This window comes from Aquibacillus saliphilus (assembly GCF_020404745.1).
Classification (GTDB): domain Bacteria; phylum Bacillota; class Bacilli; order Bacillales; family Amphibacillaceae; genus Aquibacillus; species Aquibacillus saliphilus.
Genome location: NZ_JAIZAP010000020.1, coordinates 24,243 through 46,729 on the forward strand (window position 1 = coordinate 24,243; position 22,487 = coordinate 46,729).

General features: G+C 36.1%; 24 protein-coding genes. 20 read left to right on the forward strand and 4 right to left on the reverse strand.

Annotated features, from left to right (window positions below; genetic code table 11):
* The first annotated feature begins 11 nt into the window (after positions 1–11).
* From LD272_RS17595 to LD272_RS17610, 4 genes are all read left to right on the forward strand, one after another.
* Entirely contained in the window at positions 12–434 is a 423-nt protein-coding gene (locus tag LD272_RS17595; protein WP_226037915.1) for a YlbD family protein, read from the forward strand.
* 11 nt (positions 435–445) lie between these two features.
* Complete coding sequence (locus tag LD272_RS17600; RefSeq protein WP_226037916.1) at positions 446–679, forward strand: YlbE-like family protein; 234 nt, start codon at positions 446–448, stop codon at positions 677–679.
* Positions 680–743: 64 nt separating this feature from the next.
* Positions 744–1,184: a YlbF/YmcA family competence regulator gene (locus LD272_RS17605; protein WP_226037917.1), complete on the forward strand. Its 441-nt coding sequence runs from the start codon at positions 744–746 to the stop codon at positions 1,182–1,184.
* A gap of 132 nt (positions 1,185–1,316) precedes the next feature.
* Positions 1,317–1,592, forward strand: a complete 276-nt coding sequence (locus LD272_RS17610) for a YlbG family protein (RefSeq protein WP_226037918.1) — start codon at positions 1,317–1,319, stop codon at positions 1,590–1,592.
* Between the two features lie 72 nt (positions 1,593–1,664).
* On the opposite strand, the gene LD272_RS17615 is transcribed toward LD272_RS17610, so the two are convergent.
* Entirely contained in the window at positions 1,665–2,054 is a 390-nt protein-coding gene (locus tag LD272_RS17615; protein ID WP_226037919.1) for a DUF7147 family protein, read from the reverse strand.
* Between the two features lie 303 nt (positions 2,055–2,357).
* Here LD272_RS17615 and rsmD point away from each other — a divergent pair, with 303 nt between their 5' ends.
* Complete coding sequence (rsmD, locus tag LD272_RS17620; protein ID WP_255639797.1) at positions 2,358–2,981, forward strand: 16S rRNA (guanine(966)-N(2))-methyltransferase RsmD; 624 nt, start codon at positions 2,358–2,360, stop codon at positions 2,979–2,981.
* Positions 2,974–3,471 (forward strand): pantetheine-phosphate adenylyltransferase, encoded by a 498-nt coding sequence (gene coaD, locus LD272_RS17625; protein ID WP_226037920.1) that lies wholly within the window; start codon positions 2,974–2,976, stop codon positions 3,469–3,471. The genes rsmD and coaD overlap by 8 nt, the downstream gene beginning before the upstream one ends.
* Before the next feature lie 183 nt (positions 3,472–3,654).
* On the opposite strand, the gene spoVV is transcribed toward coaD, so the two are convergent.
* A complete protein-coding gene (gene spoVV, locus LD272_RS17630; RefSeq protein WP_226037921.1) occupies positions 3,655–4,869 on the reverse strand; it encodes a dipicolinic acid transporter SpoVV in 1,215 nt (404 codons plus the stop codon).
* Positions 4,870–5,196: 327 nt separating this feature from the next.
* Here spoVV and LD272_RS17635 point away from each other — a divergent pair, with 327 nt between their 5' ends.
* On the forward strand, positions 5,197–6,219 hold the full coding sequence (locus tag LD272_RS17635; protein ID WP_226037922.1) for a SepM family pheromone-processing serine protease: 1,023 nt from the start codon (positions 5,197–5,199) through the stop codon (positions 6,217–6,219).
* Between the two features lie 46 nt (positions 6,220–6,265).
* Here the strand turns inward: LD272_RS17635 and LD272_RS17640 are convergent, their stop codons facing one another.
* Positions 6,266–7,477, reverse strand: coding sequence for a nucleotidyltransferase (locus LD272_RS17640; protein ID WP_226037923.1), 1,212 nt, complete (start codon positions 7,475–7,477; stop codon positions 6,266–6,268).
* Between the two features lie 239 nt (positions 7,478–7,716).
* On the opposite strand from LD272_RS17640, the gene LD272_RS17645 reads away from it, so the two are divergent.
* The 3 genes from LD272_RS17645 (at position 7,717) to LD272_RS17655 (ending at position 9,175) form a co-directional block, all read left to right on the forward strand.
* A complete protein-coding gene (locus LD272_RS17645; RefSeq protein WP_226037924.1) occupies positions 7,717–8,247 on the forward strand; it encodes a YceD family protein in 531 nt (176 codons plus the stop codon).
* 91 nt (positions 8,248–8,338) lie between these two features.
* On the forward strand, positions 8,339–8,512 hold the full coding sequence (gene rpmF, locus LD272_RS17650) for a 50S ribosomal protein L32 (protein ID WP_153735815.1): 174 nt from the start codon (positions 8,339–8,341) through the stop codon (positions 8,510–8,512).
* Between the two features lie 174 nt (positions 8,513–8,686).
* Positions 8,687–9,175: an RsfA family transcriptional regulator gene (locus tag LD272_RS17655; RefSeq protein WP_226037925.1), complete on the forward strand. Its 489-nt coding sequence runs from the start codon at positions 8,687–8,689 to the stop codon at positions 9,173–9,175.
* 114 nt (positions 9,176–9,289) lie between these two features.
* Here the strand turns inward: LD272_RS17655 and LD272_RS17660 are convergent, their stop codons facing one another.
* Positions 9,290–9,763, reverse strand: a complete 474-nt coding sequence (locus tag LD272_RS17660; RefSeq protein WP_226037926.1) for an N-acetyltransferase — start codon at positions 9,761–9,763, stop codon at positions 9,290–9,292.
* 284 nt (positions 9,764–10,047) lie between these two features.
* Between LD272_RS17660 and LD272_RS17665 the strand changes: the two genes are divergently transcribed.
* The 10 genes from LD272_RS17665 (at position 10,048) to LD272_RS17710 (ending at position 22,459) form a co-directional block, all read left to right on the forward strand.
* Complete coding sequence (locus tag LD272_RS17665) at positions 10,048–10,932, forward strand: 2-dehydropantoate 2-reductase (RefSeq protein ID WP_226037927.1); 885 nt, start codon at positions 10,048–10,050, stop codon at positions 10,930–10,932.
* 6 nt (positions 10,933–10,938) lie between these two features.
* A complete protein-coding gene (locus tag LD272_RS17670; protein WP_226037928.1) occupies positions 10,939–11,322 on the forward strand; it encodes a DUF3397 domain-containing protein in 384 nt (127 codons plus the stop codon).
* A gap of 80 nt (positions 11,323–11,402) precedes the next feature.
* Positions 11,403–13,025, forward strand: coding sequence for a bacillithiol biosynthesis cysteine-adding enzyme BshC (gene bshC, locus LD272_RS17675; protein ID WP_226037929.1), 1,623 nt, complete (start codon positions 11,403–11,405; stop codon positions 13,023–13,025).
* Between the two features lie 230 nt (positions 13,026–13,255).
* Complete coding sequence (mraZ, locus tag LD272_RS17680; RefSeq protein ID WP_226037977.1) at positions 13,256–13,687, forward strand: division/cell wall cluster transcriptional repressor MraZ; 432 nt, start codon at positions 13,256–13,258, stop codon at positions 13,685–13,687.
* A 105-nt stretch (positions 13,688–13,792) separates the two neighbouring features.
* On the forward strand, positions 13,793–14,770 hold the full coding sequence (gene rsmH, locus LD272_RS17685; RefSeq protein ID WP_226037930.1) for a 16S rRNA (cytosine(1402)-N(4))-methyltransferase RsmH: 978 nt from the start codon (positions 13,793–13,795) through the stop codon (positions 14,768–14,770).
* Positions 14,770–15,156: a cell division protein FtsL gene (ftsL, locus tag LD272_RS17690; protein ID WP_226037931.1), complete on the forward strand. Its 387-nt coding sequence runs from the start codon at positions 14,770–14,772 to the stop codon at positions 15,154–15,156. Before rsmH ends, ftsL begins: the two co-directional genes overlap by 1 nt.
* 17 nt (positions 15,157–15,173) lie before the next feature.
* Positions 15,174–17,393, forward strand: coding sequence for a penicillin-binding protein (locus LD272_RS17695; protein WP_369414004.1), 2,220 nt, complete (start codon positions 15,174–15,176; stop codon positions 17,391–17,393).
* Positions 17,394–17,502: 109 nt separating this feature from the next.
* A complete protein-coding gene (locus LD272_RS17700; RefSeq protein WP_226037932.1) occupies positions 17,503–19,434 on the forward strand; it encodes a stage V sporulation protein D in 1,932 nt (643 codons plus the stop codon).
* A 178-nt stretch (positions 19,435–19,612) separates the two neighbouring features.
* Positions 19,613–21,091 carry a UDP-N-acetylmuramoyl-L-alanyl-D-glutamate--2,6-diaminopimelate ligase gene (locus LD272_RS17705; RefSeq protein WP_226037933.1) on the forward strand — a complete coding sequence of 493 codons (1,479 nt, stop codon included), beginning with the start codon at positions 19,613–19,615 and terminating at the stop codon, positions 21,089–21,091.
* 3 nt (positions 21,092–21,094) lie between these two features.
* The gene (locus tag LD272_RS17710) at positions 21,095–22,459 is read left to right on the forward strand and encodes a UDP-N-acetylmuramoyl-tripeptide--D-alanyl-D-alanine ligase (RefSeq protein ID WP_226037934.1); all 1,365 of its coding nucleotides are present in this window, start codon (positions 21,095–21,097) and stop codon (positions 22,457–22,459) included.
* Positions 22,460–22,487 lie beyond the last annotated feature (28 nt).

Consider the following 22,487-nt stretch of genomic DNA (forward strand, 5'->3'; position numbering starts at 1 on the left):
GGTGAATAATTTTGGCACAAAAAGATATGCATCCATCAATTAAGGAGTTCAAAGTGTTTGTAAAAGAACATCCTGGACTGATAAAAGAAGTAAGAAGTGGTGGGGAAAACTGGCAAGATTATTATGAGAAATGGATTCTTCTAGGGGAAGATGACCCCTCATGGGATAAATATAAAGGTGTAAATTCAACCAAAACGAATAAAACAGATTCAGATGGTAGCGAATCAAAGAAAGATAAACAAGAACTATTAAATCAAATGATGAAGATGGTTGAAGGTGTTGATTTGAATAAAGTGGAGGGTCATGTGAACCAGTTAAATGGAGCTATCGCAAATATTCAATCACTGATTGGTCAATTTAAAGAAGCAAAAAAACAGTTTCCTTCTTCTAAAAAGAACGAAGTAAGGTCCCCTTTTAATATAAACAGAGATTAGGAGGTATAGGTATGCAGCCCGGTCTTTACCAATATTTGCGTTCTAGACCAGATTTATTACAGTTTGTTCGACTTAATCCACAGTGGTATAGAGAATTAACAAGAGCACCTTCCCGAATAAAGGATCTTGAGCGGGAATCAAAAGTGTTTTATGGCAAGACAGTCCCCCAACGGATAGAAAAGCTATCGAGTCAAGTACAAATGGTATCAATGTTAATCCAGATGGCAGGTGCCATGAAAGATTAGATTTCACCTGCCTCTTTTATTTTGGGAGAATAATTGATATGATAGTGAAAGTGGGGGTGAAAAAATGTTAGCCACGTTAGAAATAGTCGATATTGTTGATCAGTCAGAAGAAATTGGTCAGATGATACTTAAATCTGATGTTTCGGAAGAATACTATAAAGCAAAACAAGCTTTATCAAATGATAAAGAAGCCCAAAGCCTCATTACTAATTTTTCAAAAATTAAAGATCAGTATGAGGAAGTTCAACGTTTTGGAAGATACCATCCAGACTATAGCTTCATCATGAAAGAGATTCGTTCAACGAAACGCGAGATGGATATGAATGAACTAGTGGCTTCATATAAAATTGCAGAAAGAAATATGCAAAACCTACTAGATGAAGTAAGCGAAGCTGTTGCTCATAGTGTTAGTCAACAGGTGAAGGTACCTAGAGATGGTGCACTGCTTAAAGAGGGTGGTTGCGGTTGCGGATCTGGAAGTAGTGGCTGTGGCTGTGCTTCATAAACTATTTCTCGTGACATGTTTTAAAATATAGTCTACCTTTAAAGGGTAGACTTTTTTCATACTCCCAAGATGTTGATGATAACAAAGTATTCTGATAAACTAATGAAAAGAAGTTATAAGTGAGGACTTATTATGAGAACAAAACGCCAAGGTATAATTGTTTGGTTTCAACATATGAAAAACGTAAAGCAAATTAAACGGTATGGTCACTTGATTTTTGTTTCTAAAGAACTAAGATATGCTGTTCTTTATGTTAATCAAGAAGAGATTGAAGAAAAACAAATTAGGTTAAATCAATTGCCATTTGTTTCAAGGGTAGATTTATCATACAAACCATTTATAAGTACTAATTACGAGAATGCCAAAGTGGATAAAGCGAAACAGTATGATTATAAGATGGGCATATAGTGATAGAAAAACGCCGCTAAACTAATTAGTTTAGCGGCGTTTTGGGTTGCTTTTTTGGTACAAGTTAAAAAATTATTGATATGGTTTTATGAAACGATTCATCCTGAAAATCCCGATTAAATGCTGATAATATAACGTTTTATCATAAAATGTAGTAGAAGGTTTAACGGTTATTTCCATTATTGGATGATTGGTTTTAGTAGATATCTGTTCGAATAACTGAAATCTTTTTGTCGATTTATATGATGGATTCGGCACGCCTTCAAGACATATATATATTGGTTGAAACTCGCCTGCTTCAGTGGCTTTCATGATAATAGCTAGAGATGTTAATTCTTGCTCATTTTTAGTTGTATGAATAGCAATAATTTTTTCGATTCTTGTTGGCATATACTTAGCCAGTTCTACTAATTCGTAAATGTCCGAATACCCATCGCCTAGTTCAATAAATCGTTGTATCATAGTTATGTACACCTCTCTTTCATTCATCTTATCACGGTGAATTAGAAAAGTGAAAGTAATAGATAAGACAAAAAAAAGCCTGCAGACATAATCTGCAGGCCCTTTTTGCCTTCAATTAGAAAACAAAAAGGCAAAGGGAGAGGAGAAACCGGAGGAGAACTTATGGGGAAACGTAAGTCTTCTCCGTGTTCAGAAGCAACTAATAGGATTGTTAGCTGCCTCACTACGTTATTATGGTCGGCGTGAAAAATATTATACATCGATAAAAACATTTCCTACTAATTTTTTAGGGGCATTTCCTGAATGTTCTATTTTGTGGTAGGATTAATGTCGAATAAGATAGAAGAGGTGTCCTATATGAGAGTGATTTCTGGTGAGCATAAGGGGCGACAGATTAAGCCAGTGCCAAACCAATTAACTAGACCCACGACTGATAAAGTCAAGGAAGCCTTGTTTCAAATTATTGGACCTTTCTTTGAGGGAGGCAATTGTTTGGATTTATTTGCAGGCAGTGGGGGATTAGGTATTGAGGCTTTGAGCCGTGGTATGGATAAAGCCATATTTGTTGATAAACATCCTAAAGCCATACATACTATTCACGAAAATCTAAGAACATTAAAATTAGAAGCCAGAGCTGAGGTTTTCAGGAACGACGCTTTCCGTGCCATCAAAGCTGCTGCGAAAAGAGAGCTAGTCTTTGATCTTATCTTCCTTGATCCACCTTATGCAAAAGTATCCTATCAGGATTTATTGGAGGAAATCAGTAAGTTTGATTTACTAGCAATTAATGGTTTAATTATTTGTGAGCATGATAAAAGGAAAGAGCTACCGCTAGAATACAGTGGATTTAAACAAATTAAATCTGAGCTTTATGGTAGTACGACAACAATTACCTTATTCGAAAAAGGGGATATTAAATATGAGTAGGTTAGCTATTTGTCCGGGAAGTTTTGACCCTATTACCTATGGTCATCTAGACATTATTCAACGAGGGGCAAAAGTGTTCGATCAAGTTATTGTAACAGTATTTAATAACCAATCCAAACAGCCGTTGTTTTCTGTTGAAGAAAGACTTGAACTTTTAAAAAGTGTTACAAAAGATTTGGAAAATGTAAGTGTTGATACAAGCAGTGGTTTACTGATGGATTATGCTAAAGAACAAAATGCGCATGCTATTTTAAGAGGACTACGTGCGGTAAGTGACTTTGAATATGAAATGCAGATAACATCAATGAACAGAAAATTAAATGAGGATATTGAAACTTTCTTCATGATGACAAATAATCAATACTCTTTCTTAAGCTCTAGCATGGTTAAAGAGGTAGCAAAGTACCATGCGAATGTATCTGATCTTGTACCTGAAGTGGTAGAATCGGCCTTGAAAAAGAAGTTTGCAGAAAAAGGTGCTAACAGCTAACAGACGTTTAGTTTCAGCAGTTTGGAAACAGAGTAGGAAGTCGAGTGTAACCTTAATTTTATACTCGACTTTTTAGTGTTTTAGAATTTAAACTAGGTTTCTTAATTAACTTTTGAAAAAGCTTGAGGGACTCCCTCAAGCTTTTGATGTTAAGTAAGTCGATTTTTAATATTAAAATTAAATCTATAAATAGTTGTGTTTACTGTTTATTCTAAGTGCAACAATGAATATTGCTACTGCTAATGAAAATAGAGTTATCATCGGCCCATAAGTTTGCAAGGTTTGGAAGGCATTTGACCAAGGTTCGGGATTTGCTTGAGACACGACAGGTATGTCCCTAGCACCTGAAACTTGTTGATTTAAATATAACGGTTTAAATAGGATTATTGCTAATAAGCTTGCAAACAGACCATGTAATATTCGTGCGAAAAAATATGGGGCAAAGCGTATGTCTGTTTCTGCTATGATGCTAGCTACTTGAGCCTGAACGGATAGACCATTAAATGCAAGTATGAAGCTAAGAACGATTACTTGAGGAAAGAGACTAGTTACATCTGTTTGTGCTATTAGCTGGGCACCAAGAGTGATCTCGAATAAACCAGAGAACATGGGTAGCGCAAGTTCTGTTGGTAGACCAACAAGGTTCATAATAACTGCTAATCCACCAGCCAAGATGGTCGAAATTCCGACTAGATAAATTAGTTTTGTAAACACTGAAAATAAGATAATAAAGCCACCTATCATTAAGAGTGTTTGAACAGAATTAATAACAGCATCACCTAGTATTTTACCGAAAGGTCTTGTATCTTTTAAGCGTGTACGGTGCAACTCTTGTAATGCTTTATAAATGGATAATCTACTGTTTTTCTCTCGGATTTCTTGACTGTTTTCACCATAGAACCTCATGCAGATACCAACTAATGCATTACCGACATAATGACAAATAGCGAGAAGAATACCAAGTTGAGCGTCGTGGAAGAAACCGACTGACACTGCAGCAATGATGAATAGAGGGTTTGATGCATTAGTAAAAGATACAAGTCGTTCTGCTTCTATTTTAGTTAATTGTTTTTCTTGTCTTAGTCTTGCTGTTAACTTTGCACCAGATGGATATCCACTAGCCATTCCCATTGCCCAAACGAAACTTCCTACACCAGGTACATTAAAAAGAGGACGCATTATAGGTTCAAAGAGGACTCCTATAAATCGAACGACACCAAAACCAATTAGTAGCTCGGCAGTTATGAAAAAGGGTAGAAGAGAAGGAAAAACAGTTCCCCACCACATATCTATTCCTCTTGTACTTGCATCGAGTGCTTCTTTTGGAAATTTTATCAGTGCAAAAGCAACGAATAGTGCACCTCCAGCTAGAGTTATTGACTTTATTTTAGATTTCAACTTTGAGGCCTCCTAGCTTTCGCGGGGTTCTGTACTTCTTATTACGAAAATAGTAAAATATGGATAGCTTACAAAATGGGTACAAGCAATTCTCTACCAATATACGCTCATAGATGCTTTTTTTATGCCATATTATATAAAAACAGTTTTTTATCTGAGGGGAAGAGTGATTTAGTGAATTGAACAAAAGGCTTATCTGTAGGTAAATGAGTAGGGAATGTTTAGAATTGAAGTGTTAAATATTTTTTAGAATCAGACTGTAAGAATGTGTTTTTTTGAATAATACGAGTCGACAAATTGGCTTTGATGTTTGGAAGGAGAAAAGGAATGAGATTTAATCGTCGTAATTTTATACTTAGTATTATTATTATTTTATTAGTGGCTTTTTTGGCAGGATATCGCCTTCCATATTATATTTACAAACCTGGTGGAGCAGATGCACTCAATCCAATTGTGGAAGTTAGTGAAGGATTTAAAAGTAAGGGTGACATGCACCTTGTGACGGTTAGAGGTGGTGTAGCAACTCCGGTCCAATATTTGTGGGCAGCTGTTCGGCCTTATCAAGATATCCAACCAATAAGTGAAGTATTTCCAGAGGGGGTTTCCCAAGAAGATTACTTCCAAGTCCAGTTGCAGATGATGGAGAGTTCACAGGAGGCTTCCACAGTTGTTGCTTATCAAGCGGCAAATAAAGAAATAGAAATAGAATATGAAGGTGTTTACGTTGTTGCCGTAATTGAGGATATGCCAGCTGATGGCATCCTTAAATCTGGTGATAAAATCATTCAAATTGATGACCTTACTATTAAACAAACAGATGAGTTAATCAATTATGTATCAGCGAAAGAAGTTGGTACTACAATAACAGTTACCGTCGAGAGGGATGGGGATCAGTTAACAAAAGAAATTGAATTAGAGTCCTTTAAGGGAATAGACGATAAAGTTGGGATCGGTATTCAGTTAGTCACAAATCGAAATGTTACTGTAGATCCTGAGTTAACATTTGCAAGCGGGAATATTGGAGGCCCCAGTGCTGGACTGATGTTTTCGCTTGAAATATACGATCAGTTAACAGAAGAAGATATAACAAAAGGCTATCAAATTGCTGGTACTGGGGAAATTAGCTATGAGGGTAAAATAGGTAGTATTGGTGGTATTGATAAAAAGGTTATTGCTGCAGATAACGAAGGCTGTGACGTCTTTTTTGCTCCAAATCAAGGTGGAGATCCAAATTCTAACTATCAGCTTGCGCTTGAAACGGCCAAAGACATAGGAACAGACATGCAAGTGGTACCTGTAGATTCATTTGAAGATGCTCTAAATTATTTGCAAGACTTAAAAGCTAAGTGATTATATTTATCTTAAAAAGAAGACTGACTTGAAGTCAGTCTTCTTTTTAATCTACTATATAGGGCGGACCAATTTCTTGTTTGCGTAATTTCTTACGTTTGATTGGATTGATAATACTGTAATAAGAATCACTAGCTTGTTTCTCAATAGATGCTACTGGGTGATAGCGATCTTTAAGTGTTGTAATCAGCGGAATTTCCATATGTTTTTTTGCTTTGTTCAGATAAGCTTGACCATTCTTAGTCATCGCTAATAGTCGAACGTAAGGCAATGGTTCGTTAGTTAATGATAAAATAGATTCTTTTGTTGTGTTTACCAAGATGTGTGTGAACATTCGTTGCAGCCTAGTCCAGGTATATCTTTTTGTTTTTATATCATGCATCCAGGAGTCAAAACTAGTGGCTTCTTGAGCTGTTCGTTTTAACCGGTGCTCTAACCCTTCATCAACGCCATTAATTTGCCTGAGCTCTGTCTCAGACATTGTGAGGACACGATAGTGTATTAAATCAAAATAATGTTCAAAATAGTGCCATACACCAGAATGTTGTTTATACTCAATTAATCCCTCTATCATTGATGAAGGAAGTGCTTCGCCGGCAATTGGTGTAATTTGGTTATTATCAATTATTTCCTTGCGAATACTGGTAGCACTAGCAATTTGATTATTAATATCTTGATCGTGATAGTTATTTTTTGTCCGTTTTATTGTGACAGGTCTAATAGGATAATTGTTTTGGTAAATACTTTTAAGGTAACTAAAACCTAAAATGTTGTTTGGCTGTGATAAGTCAATATTCCCTTGTGTTAATCCAATTGATTGATAAGCTTGTCTACTTGCTTCTGGAAAGGAAACACCAAGGGTCAGTTGTCTTTTAAGTTCGTGCTTAAAGTCTTCCTGTTTCGTTTGAAATATATTGTATGCATTAATAAAATCGTTAATTTCTCCACTCTCACTTCCAAAACACAAAGAACTAACACCTAATGCTGCTAAGGTTGAAACAGCTCCTTTTGCAAATAAGTCACTGTTTTGGACAGAATAAATAAAAGGTAACTCAACAACGATATCAACACCTTGTTTGACAGCTATTTGTGCTCGTTTGAATTTATCAATGATGGCAGGTTCGCCTCGTTGTAAAAAATCACCACTCATTACCGCTATCATACAGTCAGCATTTGTAGCTTTTTTTGATTGTTCTAGGTGATAATAGTGCCCATTGTGAAATGGATTGTACTCGACGATTAGTCCACATGCATTCATAGTTAACAACCCCTATATGTATTAGTTTTATTATACCTGTTTTTACAGGAAATGGACAAGAGGGGGAAGTAGGCAAGAAGTTGAAAAATAGATTTACTATATGTTAGGATATGTAAATATGAGTTAAATCAAGAATTTTTAGAGTTATATCTTGGATAAATAAATGCCTGTAAAGAAAAAATATTGACAAAAAGCGTTATTCCTAATAAAATAACCTTTGTTGCCTAGAGGTGATAGTGATGAAAATTCCTGTTCAAAAGTTGAAAATTAGTGGTTCAGAACCATTAGACTTTGAGGAAGATGTAGATGTCTCTGAAGTTGTAGAAATGAACAATGATATTCGAAAAATTGACCCTGTTCATGTTAAAGGAAATGCAACCATGCAGGGGAATGAAATTACTTTTCATTTTTCAATTGATGGTACAATGATTTTACCATGTGCAAGGACCCTAGTTGATGTGAATTATCCTTTTCAAGTGGATGTAATAGAGGTTTTCTCTACTTCTCCTTATTATAACGAAGAAGATGATTCAGAAATTCATCCTGTTAGTGGAGAAATGCTTGACTTAACTCCGTATATCAAGGAAAATGTTTTATTGGAAGTTCCTTTTCGTGTGTTTTCAGATGATAAGGAAGTTCAGGAAAATGCATTAACAGAGGGTGAAGGCTGGGAATTACAAACTGACGATCAAAATGAACAGAAAGTAGACCCACGTCTTCAGAAATTGCAATCATTACTAGATGATAACAATGAAGAGGGAAATCGGTGAGGTAAGGTGTTATAGAAAAACTCTGCCTTTGCCTTATTTATGATTACGAATAAGGATGATTTTCGTTTCGTGTATAAAGGAGGTGTAAGACATGGCAGTACCAAAAAGAAAAACTTCTAAAAAAGTAAAAAATCAACGCCGTACGCATAAGAAGTTACACGTACCTGGCATGATTGAGTGTTCAAATTGTGGTGAACTTACAAAATCACACCATGTTTGCAAATCTTGTGGACATTATGATGGTAAACAAGTGGTTGAACAATAGAATGCACGAAAAAAAGATGGCTGTATAACTTGCAGTTATCTTTTTTTTATTCATTAATAGTTCAAATGACGTTCTATAAGCGATACAAAATTATCAAAATAGAAAATAAATTATTCTATCATTCCTATCGTTTGCATACATTGATAGCAAACGTATAAATAGAGGAGGGATGAGATGAATAATATGAGACAGGATGCATGGAGCCAAGATGAAGATCTACTTCTTGCAGAGACAGTACTGCGTTATATTCGGGAAGGTAAGACTCAACTTGAGGCTTTTAAAGAGGTAGGTAAACGCCTATCTAGAACGCCTGCTGCATGTGGTTTTCGTTGGAATGCTTCAATTAGAAAGCAGTATCAAAAAGCTATACAAATGGCTAAAAAAGATAGAAAGCAACAAGTGGATACTTATGACATACTTCTTCCAAGTACTGAACAAAATGAGGAAGGTACGCTTGATGCAGCTATCTCTTTATTAGAAAAAATGAAAGTGAACTATTATTCAGTAAGCGAGCAAAGTAGCGAGTCTGCTGAGGAAAAAGTTCAGTTACTTAATGAGGAAATTGCAGAATTAAAGCAACAACTTACAAGATATGAACAAGCATGGCAGGAAATGGGTCAGTTGTGGCATTGGATTGAACCGAATCAAAAAAGTAAAACTTAGGCAAATTGATTCTTTAAATATCATCTATAAAATTCAAACCCTCGCTGGTCATCCAAGGGAATGGCGGCAAGGGTTTTTAAATTGTTCGTTTACTCTTCTAAAGATGCTGATTTATCAAGTTTGTTCATATATCCCGTCTGGAGACCAAATTAACGGGTTCTCACCTAAATCTCGTTCCACTTGATATTTCGCTTTTTCAAACCCCATTTTTTTCCAAAAATCATGAGAATTAACCCTCGGATTTGTTTTTATTGCCAATCGAAAGCTTTTAGCGAAGTCTACTAAAGTTTTGCCAAAACCTTTGTCACGATAGTCTGGTAAAACCTCCAATTTCCATAATTCAAGGTAATCTTGTGAAGGGTCAAAATACTGGTTATATTTTGCACTTACTTTATATAAGCTCATCCTTGCCACTAAAGCGTTTCCAAAGTATATGCCATAAAAAGGTGACTCACTATCATTTTCAATAATATTGCTTTCTAAATCTTCTAGCATAGAAAGTTCTTGATTTCCATACTCTTTAAATTTTTTGAACTTTTCTAATGTCTTATAATTAACTAACAATCTCTCAACTTTTACAGATTCCATGTAATTACCCCTTTCTGCAAAACTCTGTTTTCATTATAGTATAAATAATTTTAGAATCCAATTACTAGTTTAGTCAATTTCATAATACTAATTTTTGCAAATGTCATCCTTGGATGATATTTGCTGCATTAAGATAATTGTGAAATTGATTCAGTTATTTTAATCATTAGCGGGAAAGAACCGCGTCTTAAATTAAAATGCTGATAATGTTATTTATTTTCAAGAAAAGTTTGCTACAATAATCAGAGTCAGCATACATACTTGTTTGGGTGGAGTGGATTAATATGAGAATAGGAATTATTGGTGGGGGATCAATTGGTCTCTTAATGGCAGCTCTTTTGGCCGAACAAGGGCACATCATTACTATTTATGTTAAAAGGGTCGAACAAAAGAAAACTATAAATCAAGATGGTTTAACAATCCGTCCATATAATAAGGTTTACCCGGTTACCGCTTTGTTGTTGGAAGATAGACTAACTGGTGAAGATGATTTAGTGCTTGTCTGTGTAAAGCAATATCAGCTAAAGGATATCTATCGTTTCACTACAAATTCAAGTTTTCCAATTATCTTTATGCAAAATGGGATGGACCATGTAGAAGAAATTCAACAACTTGAACTAACTAATACTATTATATTAGCTTCATCAGAACATGGTGCAATCAGAGTGAGTGATTCGGTGGTAAACCATACAGGTAGGGGTCAACTGAATATGGCGATATTAGCAGGTGATTCTTCTTTGTTGATTTCAATCAATCACTTGTTAACCAGTGATAATTTTCCGATTGAAATTAACGAGAATTGGTTTTATATGCTTGCAAACAAATTAATCATAAATGCAGTGATTAATCCAATAACGGCCATATTTCAAGTTAATAATGGTCAAATCATTTCTAATCCCTATTTATTTAAATTAAGTAACCTGTTGTGTAACGAGGTTTGTCACGTACTAAAACTAGAACACCAAGAACAGTGGAAAAGAATTATGTCAGTTGCCACCAATACGAAGGATAATAAATCCTCTATGCATTTAGATGTTGTTAAACAAAGAAGAACTGAAATTGAGGGGATATTAGGATACATCATTAAACAATCAAATGGCGATTTGCCACATACATTATTTGTTTATCAAAGTATCAAGGCTCTAGAATGGAATTATAAGGGGAAGTGAACTAAAATGATTGATATAATTTCTTATCTTGTCGAAGTAATTATTTACGTTCCAATACTAATAACGATAATAACGTACGTTATTGCAAAGAAAGTGCAAAGAAATAATTGGAAAGCTATACATATATCAGTTAACTATTCAACATTATTGTATATTATTTCAGTTGGAATGTTACTCGATATCATTTTTAATCGTAACTTTTTTAGTATAATAATTATCGTTTTGCTAATCATGCTTTCAATATCTGTTATCGTTCAGTGGAAAGTTAAAGAAGAAATATTGTTTCGCTATGTTTGGAAAGGGTTTTGGCGATGTTCATTTCTTTTGTTTGGATTTAGTTACATTGGTCTGATTATTATAGGCATCGCGAGGTACATAATGGAGTTATAAACATAACAAGTGAATTTGAAAGTGCTTTTATGTAAAATACGGATAGTAATGAATATTATATATTAGAAGGAGCAAGTTCTATGCGGATCGACCCAATTAATTTGGAGACAAACAACAAACTAATAGATGAATACCGTACTAATGGTGAAATTGTGAATAATTTTGATTACCTACCTTATGAAGCATCAACCTTTCAACAACGGGTCGCTGATTTAAAGGAAAGGGATTTTGATCGAGATGGACTTAGTTCTGTTTTAAAGAAGTTAAATGATGGCTGGAATGCACCTAAGTCTACATTAAACAATATCGAGCGGCTTCGGGAGAAGGATAGTGTGGTGGTTATTGGAGGACAACAATCAGGATTGTTAACAGGACCGCTTTATACGATTCACAAAATTATCTCGATTATAAACCTTGCTAAGAAGCAGGAGAAACAATTAAAGGTGCCAGTAATACCTGTCTTTTGGATTGCTGGGGAAGATCATGATTATGATGAGATCAATCATATTATGCAAGAAACTAGTTCTAGAATGAAAAAGTTCAAAACACCACAACGGGTGAAAGGCAAGATATCAATGTCAGAGTTTGAACTTGATAAAGAAATTACGAAGGCATGGTTAAAACGGATATTTGAGGGATTACAAGAAACAGAGTTCACGAATTCCTACTATCAACTATTTGATCAATTAATAGATGAAACAGATACAATTGTTGATTTTTTTGCTAAGGCAATTTTTAGGTTGTTTGATGAGGAAGGAATTGTTTTGATTGATTCTGGAAATAAACTGGTAAGACAATTAGAAAGTAAACATTTTCAAGCGATGATAATAAAACAGAAAGAAATCAGTCAAGCCGTTTATCGTTCTAATCAAAAAGTGAAGCAGGCAGGATATTCAATCTCAATGGATGTAGAGGCAAATGAGGGACATCTTTTCTTTCATAAGGATGGAGAGAGAGTATTACTTGTGCGTGCTGAAGATGGTTCTTGGCGTGGTAAACAAAATGAATGTGAGTTTACCACAGACGAACTTTTACATATTGCAAATCAAAGTCCGGAGTTGTTAAGTAATAACGTTGTCACTCGTCCATTAATGCAGGAATTATTATTCCCATCCTTAGCTTTTTTAGGTGGACTAGGTGAAATAGGATACTGGTCTGTCTTGAAGCCTGCATTTCAAACATTTGAAATTAAGATGCCACCAGTTTTACCAAGATTGTCAATAACAATGATAGATCGAACAACAGAGAAGAAACTTAATCGATTCTCTATTTCAGCCAGCCAAGTGGTTAATCACGGTGTTGAATATGAGAGGGGTAACTGGCTAGCATCGCAACCAGCTGCTCCAATCGAACAGTTAACCGATCAAGTCAAGTTCTCGATTGAACGTGCTCATAGACCGCTGAAAGAGTTAGCTAAATCGATACGGTCTGACTTAGGTGATGTAGCCGAGAAGAATTTATTTTATCTATTTGAGGATATAGAATATCTAGAAAATAAATTAATGAATGTGCTTGAAGAGAAATATCACCATGGACTAAAAGATTTTGATGCAATTCAAACATTGCTGCGACCAGAAGGTGGTTTGCAAGAAAGGTGTTGGAACATTACTCCTTTTCTCAATCAATACGGAGATGATTTTATTAAACAACTAGTTGATCAGTCTTATGATTATCAAGCAGACCATTATCTTGTCTATTTGTAAATTATCCTCCCACTTTCCACCACAATTTCAGGTGAAATAATGAAAAGTTGCTTTAAAACGCCAGCTGGCTTATGCCGTGCTGGCGTTTTTGTGTGGTTTGAAATGTTTTTTAATTATAGATAAAAATGATGATTTTAATAAAACTCTGTTATAGTTTAAAAATTGTTTGAAATAGGTGGTAGATGGTGGGGGATTGTGGTACTATAGAAAAAGAAAGTGGGGCGAGCTATATGTTTATGGGAGAATTTCAACATTCTATTGATACTAAAGGTCGCATAATCGTCCCAGCTAAATTTCGTGAGGGGCTTGGAGATATGTTTGTGCTCACTAGAGGTTTAGATCAATGTTTGTTTGCTTATCCCATGAACGAGTGGCGCATCCTTGAAGACAAATTAAAGAAACTACCACTTACTAAAAAAGATGCCCGTGCTTTTACCCGTTTTTTCTTTTCAGGTGCAGTTGAATGTGAAGTAGATAAACAGGGTAGAATAAACATTCCGGCACCTCTTAGAAAATATGCAACGCTAGATAAAGAATGTGTCGTTATTGGTGTTTCTAACCGAATTGAATTCTGGTCTAACAATCAATGGGAAACTTATGTTGAAGAATCTGAAGAGTCATTTGCTGAAATTGCAGAGAACATGATGGATTTTGATATTTAAGTTGGCATTACCTACATATAGTTAAGCCGAGTTTTGTGAAAAGTTAGTTTTAGACACCTAACCTAAAAAAAGATTAAAACATCGTAGTAAAAGCAGGTGATAAAAATGTTTGAACATTTTAGTGTTTTAAAAGAAGAAGCTGTAGAAGGTTTAAATATAAAAGCGAATGGTACTTATGTAGATTGTACCCTTGGTGCTGGTGGTCATTCTGAGGTAATCGCTAGACAGCTATCTGAAGAAGGATTGCTAGTGGCTTTTGACCAAGATTTAAATGCGATAGCAGCTGCCAAAGAACGTCTTGAGCAGTTCAATGACAGAATTGTCTACATACATTCAAACTTCCGATTTTTAAAAGAAAAGTTAGCAGAACACAACATCGAACATGTTGACGGCATCTTGTTTGATTTAGGTGTATCCTCGCCGCAGTTAGATCAAGAAGAAAGAGGATTCAGCTATCAGAATGATGCCAGGCTTGATATGCGAATGGACCAAACACAGGAAATCACGGCATATGAAGTGATTAATCATTGGTCATATGAACAACTAGTGAAGATATTCTTCAGGTACGGAGAAGAAAAGTTCTCCAAACAAATAGCTAGGAAAATAGAAGCTCACAGAAATATAAGTGAAATCAGTACTACATTTGAATTAGTAGAAATTATAAAAGAAGCTATCCCGGCGCCAGCGCGCAGAACTGGAGGGCACCCCGCTAAACGAGTGTTTCAGGCAATCCGAATTGCAGTGAATGATGAGCTTAATTCCTTTTACGATGTATTACATCAGGCTGCAGAAGTGGTAGATGTGGGTGGTAGAATTTCTATCATCACCTTCCACTCATTAGAAGATAGACTGTGCAAACAAGCATTTAAGAAGTGGAGTACAACGCCACCTCTACCAAGGAATATCCCGATCATTCCAGAAGGTAGTAACCCGCCGTTTAAGCAAATAACTAGAAAACCAATCATAGCAAATGATGATGAGTTAGAACTAAACCGTAGGTCGCGTTCAGCCAAGCTGCGCATCGTAGAGAAAATGAAACCTTGGGACCCGAAATTTATGTATCAGGAAGGACGGAATAAATAATGAGCTCAAGTGAAGCTAGAAGCTGGCAATCATGGCAAGAGGAAGAAACTAATCCGAACAGACAACCTAAGACTAATCCAAAAGTAAAAATTAAAGTAAAAAAAAGCTGGATAACATCAGGTGAAAAATTTCTATATACTTTATTTAGTGCAGTAACACTAGTGGCATTATATTTGACTGTTTCTTTTAGCTCTACTACGGACTCATTAAATCGTGAAGTTCAGACACTTGAAGCACAGGTTCAAAAGCAACAAGTAACGAATGAAAACCTACAATATAAAGTCAAAGAATTTAGTAATCCTGATCGAATTCTGACAATCGCAAAAGAAAATGGGTTATCTATCCAAAATACGCAAGTAAAACAAGCTAGCCAAATTTCCAATTAATAAGGGCGTGGATAAGTTTGAAGAAAAACAAAACCACCAAGATTATGTCGTCTGTGCTCATGTTTGTTTTTGCTGTAGTTTTTTTAATTCTGGCCGGAAGATTTTTGTACATACAAGGTACAGGTGAGGTCGCTGGTGTTTCATTACAGGAGTGGGCGGATGAAAAACGGACAAGCTCCTACGAACTTCAAGCAGAACGAGGAACGATTTATGACCGAAATGGGATGGAACTAGCACAAGATCGTGCTGCATACCGACTTTATGCAATAGTTGATGAGAAATTCACTGCAGACGAAGAGGAGCCTAAGCATGTAGAAAATCCGCAACATACTGCGGAAGTGCTGGCTCCTTTATTAAATATTGAAGCATCTGAGATGGTTGCTACTTTAGAAAAAGGAATAAATGAAGAGAAGTTTCAAGTAGAGTTTGGTGCAAATGGTAAGGATCTCTCTCAAGAAAAGAGAGACGAAATTGCTGAATTAGATTTGCCAGGTATTCAGTTTACAAAAGAACCAAAGCGATATTATCCTAATGGAATGTTTGCATCACACATAATAGGTTTAGCGCAGAAAAAGGAAATTGCTACACAAGATGACAATGGTGATGAAAAAATAGAGTTCATAACTCAGGGTGTTAATGGTATTGAAAAACAACTTGATGAATCACTAAAAGGTGTTGATGGGCGAATCTCCTATAAACGAGATCGATATAATACCAAGCTGATAGATCCTGAGGAAGTTATTACTGAAGAACAGGATGGAAAAGATGTCTACCTAACGATTGATCAAAAGATTCAAACACTACTCGAGGATGCGATGTCACAGGTTGAAGAACAATATGATCCTGAGAGAATGACAGCAATTGTTATGGATCCTAAAACAGGGGAAATAGTAGCGATGAGCAACCGTCCTAGCTATAATCCTAACCAACTTGGAGAAGTGGAAAATTGGTACAATGATGCGATAGCTACTCCATTTGAACCAGGATCAACGATGAAGATATTTACCCTTGCAGCTGCGATTGAAGAGGGTGTCTATAATCCGAATGAAACCTATCAATCTGGTAGATATCAAAACGACTCAATGAATATCCCGATTCATGACCATAAACGTAGTGGTTGGGGGCAGATTACTTTTGAAGAAGGAATACAGCGGTCCTCAAACGTTGCAGCCGCAAAATTGGCTTGGGAAAAACTGGGCCCTGACCGGTTTTTAGAATACTTAGAGGCTTTTGGCTTCAATCAACCTACAGGTATTGATCTTCCAGGAGAAAAAGCTGGGAAAATTCTATATAACTGGCCACTTGAAAAAATTACTGCTTCATATGGGCAAGGGTCGGTTGTAACCCCGATTCAACAAATGATGGCCGCAACTGCAATTGCAAATGACGGAAGTATGGTAAAACCTTATGTTATTTCTAAAGTTGTCGATTCGACGAATAAGAAAACAGTTGAGGAAAAGAAACCGGAAGTGGTAGATAAACCAATATCTAAAGAGACGGCTAAACAAGTAAGAGATATCCTTGGAACAGTTGTTACTTCCGATAACGGTACAGGAAAAATGTACAAGTTGAATGATTACTCGGTTGCAGGTAAAACTGGAACAGCACAAATGCCTAATTCTGAAAATCGTGGATACTTAACCGGAAATGAAAATCACGTTTTTTCTTTTTTAGGGATGGCTCCCAAAGATAAGCCGGAACTTATGATTTATGTATCTGTCAAACGACCAAACTTAGATGTGCATGAAGCTGGATCGCAACCGGTATCGTTTATATTTAAGAATGTTATGGAAAATAGCCTACATTATTTAAACATCCAGCCAGATAAGGACGTTCAAGAGAATATCCATACGGTCAAAATTCCTGATGTTGTCGGCAATCCTGTTGACGATGTTAAATCAGAACTTAATCAATTAGGATTAAACGTGATTGCTATCGGAAATGGAAATGCAGTGAAGGAGATTAATCCGGTGGTTGGTGAAGATGTACTTCCTAACGAGAAAGCATTTTTAATAACAGAGGAGCCACAAATGCCTGATTTAACAGGGTGGTCGATTAGAGATGTTATGAGACTTGGAGAATTATTAAATTTAGAAGTTGAAGTTAACGGCAGTGGTTTTGCTAATTCGCAAAGTATTGAAAAAGGAAAAGTTATAAAAAAAGGTGGTAATTTAGTTGTTGAGTTTACGCCACCTAAAGAAAAGATTGTCGACCAAGAAGAAGATAGTAACGAATAATAATAGTGACATCTAAGGCAGGTAATTAAGCATAAACGAAGCAGTGTTCTACTTTGTTTCACTTATTCATATATTGGATACAAGCTACCTGAAAGTAAGGAGATGTATTATGAAGCGAGTATCCAATGTAACAATGAGAAAACGAATAGTCACTGTTTTTCTTTTGGCAATTTTGGCTTTTATTATTATTGATGTCAGGTTGGGCTATGTGCAATTTGTTATTGGTGATGTCCTAATGGATCGAGCGAGAGAATCTTGGAGCAGAGACATTACCTTTGAACCTGAACGCGGGAAAATTTTGGACAAGAATGGTGAAATTCTTGCAGAAAACGTATCAGCGCCAACTGTAATGGTTGTCCCGCGCCAAGTTAAAGAACCGCAAAAAGTTGCAGAACACTTAGCGAATATATTAGATATAACAGTAGAGAAAGCCTACCTGGAGATAACGCAAAAAGAAAGAATTGTTCGTTTTACTGAAGGTAGGAAACTACCTGAAGATAAAGTAGATGCGATACGGACATTAAACCTTGATGGCGTTTATATAGCAGAAGACTCGAAACGTCATTATCCTAATGATAACTATCTATCCCATGTCTTAGGTTTCAGTGGTATTGATAATCAGGGGTTAATGGGTCTCGAGTTATTTTATGACGAGATGCTAAGTGGTGAGGAAGGTACACTTTCTTTTTTCTCCGATGCAAAAGGTCAACGTATGCCTAAAATTGCAGATGTTTATCAAGCGCCAAGAGATGGGAATGTTTTGAAACTAACAATTGATTCAAGAATTCAAACGATAATAGAACGTGAGTTAGATTTAGCTGAAGCTAAATATGATCCAGACGGAGCATTAGCAATTGCAGTTGACCCTGATACTGGTGGAGTATTAGCAATGTCTTCACGTCCGAATTTTCATCCAGAGGAATACCAGAAGGCAGATCCCGACATCTACAATAGAAATTTACCAATATGGAGTACCTATGAACCAGGCTCCACTTTTAAAATTATTACGTTAGCTGCTGCACTTGAGGAACAAGTTGTCGACCTTCATGAAGATGAATTCGACGATGATGGTGCGATTAAAGTCGGTGGGGCGACGTTGCATTGTTGGAAGAGCGGTGGACACGGACATCAAACATATTTAGAAGTTGTCCAAAATTCATGTAACCCTGGATTTGTCTCGCTTGGCATGAAATTAGGCGAAAAGCGATTATTTTCCTATATTAATGACTTTGGTTTTGGGCAAAAAACGGGGATTGACCTACAAGGTGAGGCAACTGGTATCTTGTTTAAACCAGAACAAGTAGGTCCGGTTGAACTTGCGACCACAGCCTTTGGCCAAGGTGTTTCTGTCACACCAATTCAACAAGTGATGGCTGTTTCTGCAGCTATAAACGGTGGCAATTTATATGAACCTTACATTGCAGATGAATGGTTAGATCCTATTACAGATGAAGTCATCGAAAAAACAGAACCAACTCTTAAGAGTCGTGTTATCTCAGAAGGTACATCACAACAGGTAAGAGATGCGTTAGAAGGTGTCGTCGCCGTCGGGACTGGTCGGGGTGCTTATGTTGATGGCTACCGGGTCGGTGGCAAGACTGGTACCGCTCAAAAGGTTGGTAAGGATGGAAAGTATATGAGTAATAATCATATTGTTTCCTTTATTGGTTTTGCGCCCGCGGATGATCCTGAGATTGTTGTTTACTTAGCAATTGATAATCCAAAGAATACCGTTCAGTTCGGTGGAGTTGTCGCGGCACCTATTGTTGGAAATGTTATTGGTGATAGCTTGAGAGCGCTCGGGGTTGAACCAAGAGATGGCGGTTTAGAAAAAGAGTATAAATGGCCAGATCAACCTTTAGTAGAAGTGCCAAATTTGCGAGGAGTTATGAGAAAAGATTTACAGAAATATTTAGTAAACCTATCAATCGAATCCAACGGTACTGGTGATTATATTATCGATCAAGCCCCAGAACCAGGAGTGAAAATTCAACAAGGGGAAGAGATTCGCATTTATTTTGATGAAGAAAAACCAGACTAAAAAAATGTGCATTTCGCAATGTCGAATTCTACAAGTTCTGTTATAATGAAATGATGAAGTGGACCATTCTTATAAATTGTTTTTTAATTTATCAGTATCACGTAACTCATTAGAGTGATGTCTGGATAGGTATAAGAACGAGCTCCCTTAGTGATTCATTAGAATAGGATGTGTACGAATGAAACTGAATGAGATTGCCAAAGCTTTATATTTTTATGAAATTACATCTAGTATTGATAATATAGAGATTAATGGCTTAGAGATGGATTCAAGAATAGTTGAAGAAGGAAATTTGTTTGTATGTATAAAAGGATTTACAGTCGATGGCCATGACTACGCTCATCAAGCTGTAAAGAGAGGAGCAGTAGCGGTAGTGGCAGAGAGACCGCTTGAATTGACTGTTCCTGTTATTATAGTAAATGATTCCACTAGAGCATTAGCTCTTCTATCAAATAAATTCTATGACTATCCAACAAATAAACTGAATTTAATAGGTGTAACTGGTACAAATGGTAAAACTAGTGTCACGCATTTACTTAATGAAATCTTTCAACAACTTGAGCAAGAAACGGGTTTAATTGGAACTATTCAAATGAAAATGGGAAAAGAGAGCTTTGATGTCAAGAACACAACTCCAGATTCTCTGTTTTTGCAACGAAATTTTGATGAGATGGTTAAACGAAATATCCAAACAGTTTTCATGGAAGTATCTTCACATGCATTAGACTTAGGAAGAGTGTTTGGTTGTAATTATGATATTGCTGTATTTACCAACTTATCGCAAGATCATTTAGATTATCATGATACGATGGAGGACTACCTTCGAGCTAAAAGCTTGCTGTTTTCGCAGTTAGGTAATAATTATGATACGAACAAACCTAAATTCGCGGTAATAAATACAGACGATCCATACAACAAAGCCTTAATAAAAAGTACTTCCCAACCTGTAGTTACCTATGGAATTGACTCAAATGCTGATGTTAGAGCTACTGATGTTAAACTGAATGCTGATGGGTCAAGCTTTATGTTACATACCTCAAAGGGCAAGTTAGCTATTAATAGTAAACTGGTCGGAAAATTCAGTGTATATAACCTGCTTGCGGCAACGGCTGCAGCTATTTGTTCAGATGTTCCATTAGAAGTAATTAAGAAGGCATTAGACAGTACAACAGGTGTTAACGGCCGATTTGAACCAGTTATATTAGGTCAATCATTTGGTGTAATTGTAGATTATGCACATACACCAGATTCACTGGAAAATGTAGTAACTACAATTCGTTCGTTTGCAAAAGGAAAAGTATATGTGGTTGTAGGCTGCGGTGGAGACAGGGATCGAAAGAAACGGCCGATGATGGCCGAGGTTGCAACTAATTTCGCTGATGTTGCCATATTTACGTCTGATAATCCTAGATCAGAAGATCCACGTGATATTGTAAATGACATGGTAGCTGGGATTAGTAAAGACAACTACAAAGTAACTTTAGACAGAAAAGATGCAATTGAAAATGTGATAAATATTGCCGAAAAAGATGATATTATACTTATTGCTGGAAAAGGTCATGAGACATATCAAATCATTGGTGACCAAGTGAATGAGTTTGATGATCGGAAAGTAGCAACAGAAGCTATACTCAATAAGTTTGATAAGGAGAACTAATCGATGTTATTTTCTACAAGTTTTTTATCCGAGTTATTTCCCGATACTAAGGGAGCAGCTTTAGACAATATTCCGATTTTAGAAGTAACGACAGATAGTAGAAAAAAGTCAAAAAAGTCGTTATTTATCCCGTTAAAAGGGGAATCGTTTGATGGTCATGACTTTATCAAAGATGCGTTTAATAATGGAGCAGTAGCTACTATTTGGGAAAAAAATCGAGAATTACCTGCTTTTTTGCCAACCGATTTTCCAGTCTTTTTTGTAGAAGATACATTAGTAACGTTACAACGATTAGCTAGTGTTTATCGTCAGGATGTAAATCCGATTGTTGTTGGTGTTACTGGTTCAAACGGAAAAACGACGACAAAGGATTTAATCGGCACAATACTACAATCACACTATAAGACCCACCGGACTAAGGGTAACTTTAATAATCAAATTGGACTACCATTGACAATCCTGTCAATGAATAGAGAGACTGAAATGCTTGTCCTAGAAATGGGTATGGACCATTTTGGTGAAATTGAATTATTATCGAAAATCGCAAAACCGGATTATGCAGTGATTACGAACATAGGAGAATCACATATTGAATATCTCGGATCTAGAGAAGGTATCGCTCAAGCAAAATTAGAGATACTGTCAGGGATGAAGGAGAATGGACTACTAATTATTGACGGTGATGAACCTCTTCTCACTAGCCTGAAAACTAGAGATAATGTTTTGTCGATTGGTTTCGATAAGGACAATGATGTAATTGTCGAGAACTATTCAATGACAACAAAGCACACATTGTTCACTCTTAACAATCAGATCCAGTATCAGCTGAATTTATTAGGAAAACACAATGTTAAAAATGCAATCTTTGCAATAAAAATAGCAGAAAAGCTAAATGTACCGATGGAAAAGATTCATGATTCGTTACTCAATATTGAACTAACAGGTATGCGTTTTGAAATAATTTCTGGAAAGAACAATGTTACAATTATTAACGATGCTTACAACGCATCGCCAACATCGATGAAAGCTTCAATCGAGGTTCTTAAACAAATGGAGTCTTATCCAAAAAAAATGCTTATTCTTGGAGATATTTTTGAATTAGGGGAACACTCAAAAAGACTGCACCGTACAGTTGCTGAAGTAATAACTGAAGAAATAGATGTTGTTTTTACTGTTGGTAGTGATGCACGGGAAATCTCTAAGCAGCTTGTTGAAAATAAATTAACTATTGAAACAAAGCATTTCAACGATAAAGACCAATTGTTAAATAGTATTGATGGCTATTTAAATGATCAAACCATCATTTTACTTAAAGCATCTCGTGGAATGAAGTTTGAAACAATACTTGAAGACATGATGAATGAATAAATGGACGGTTTTTTGCAGTAAAGGAGGA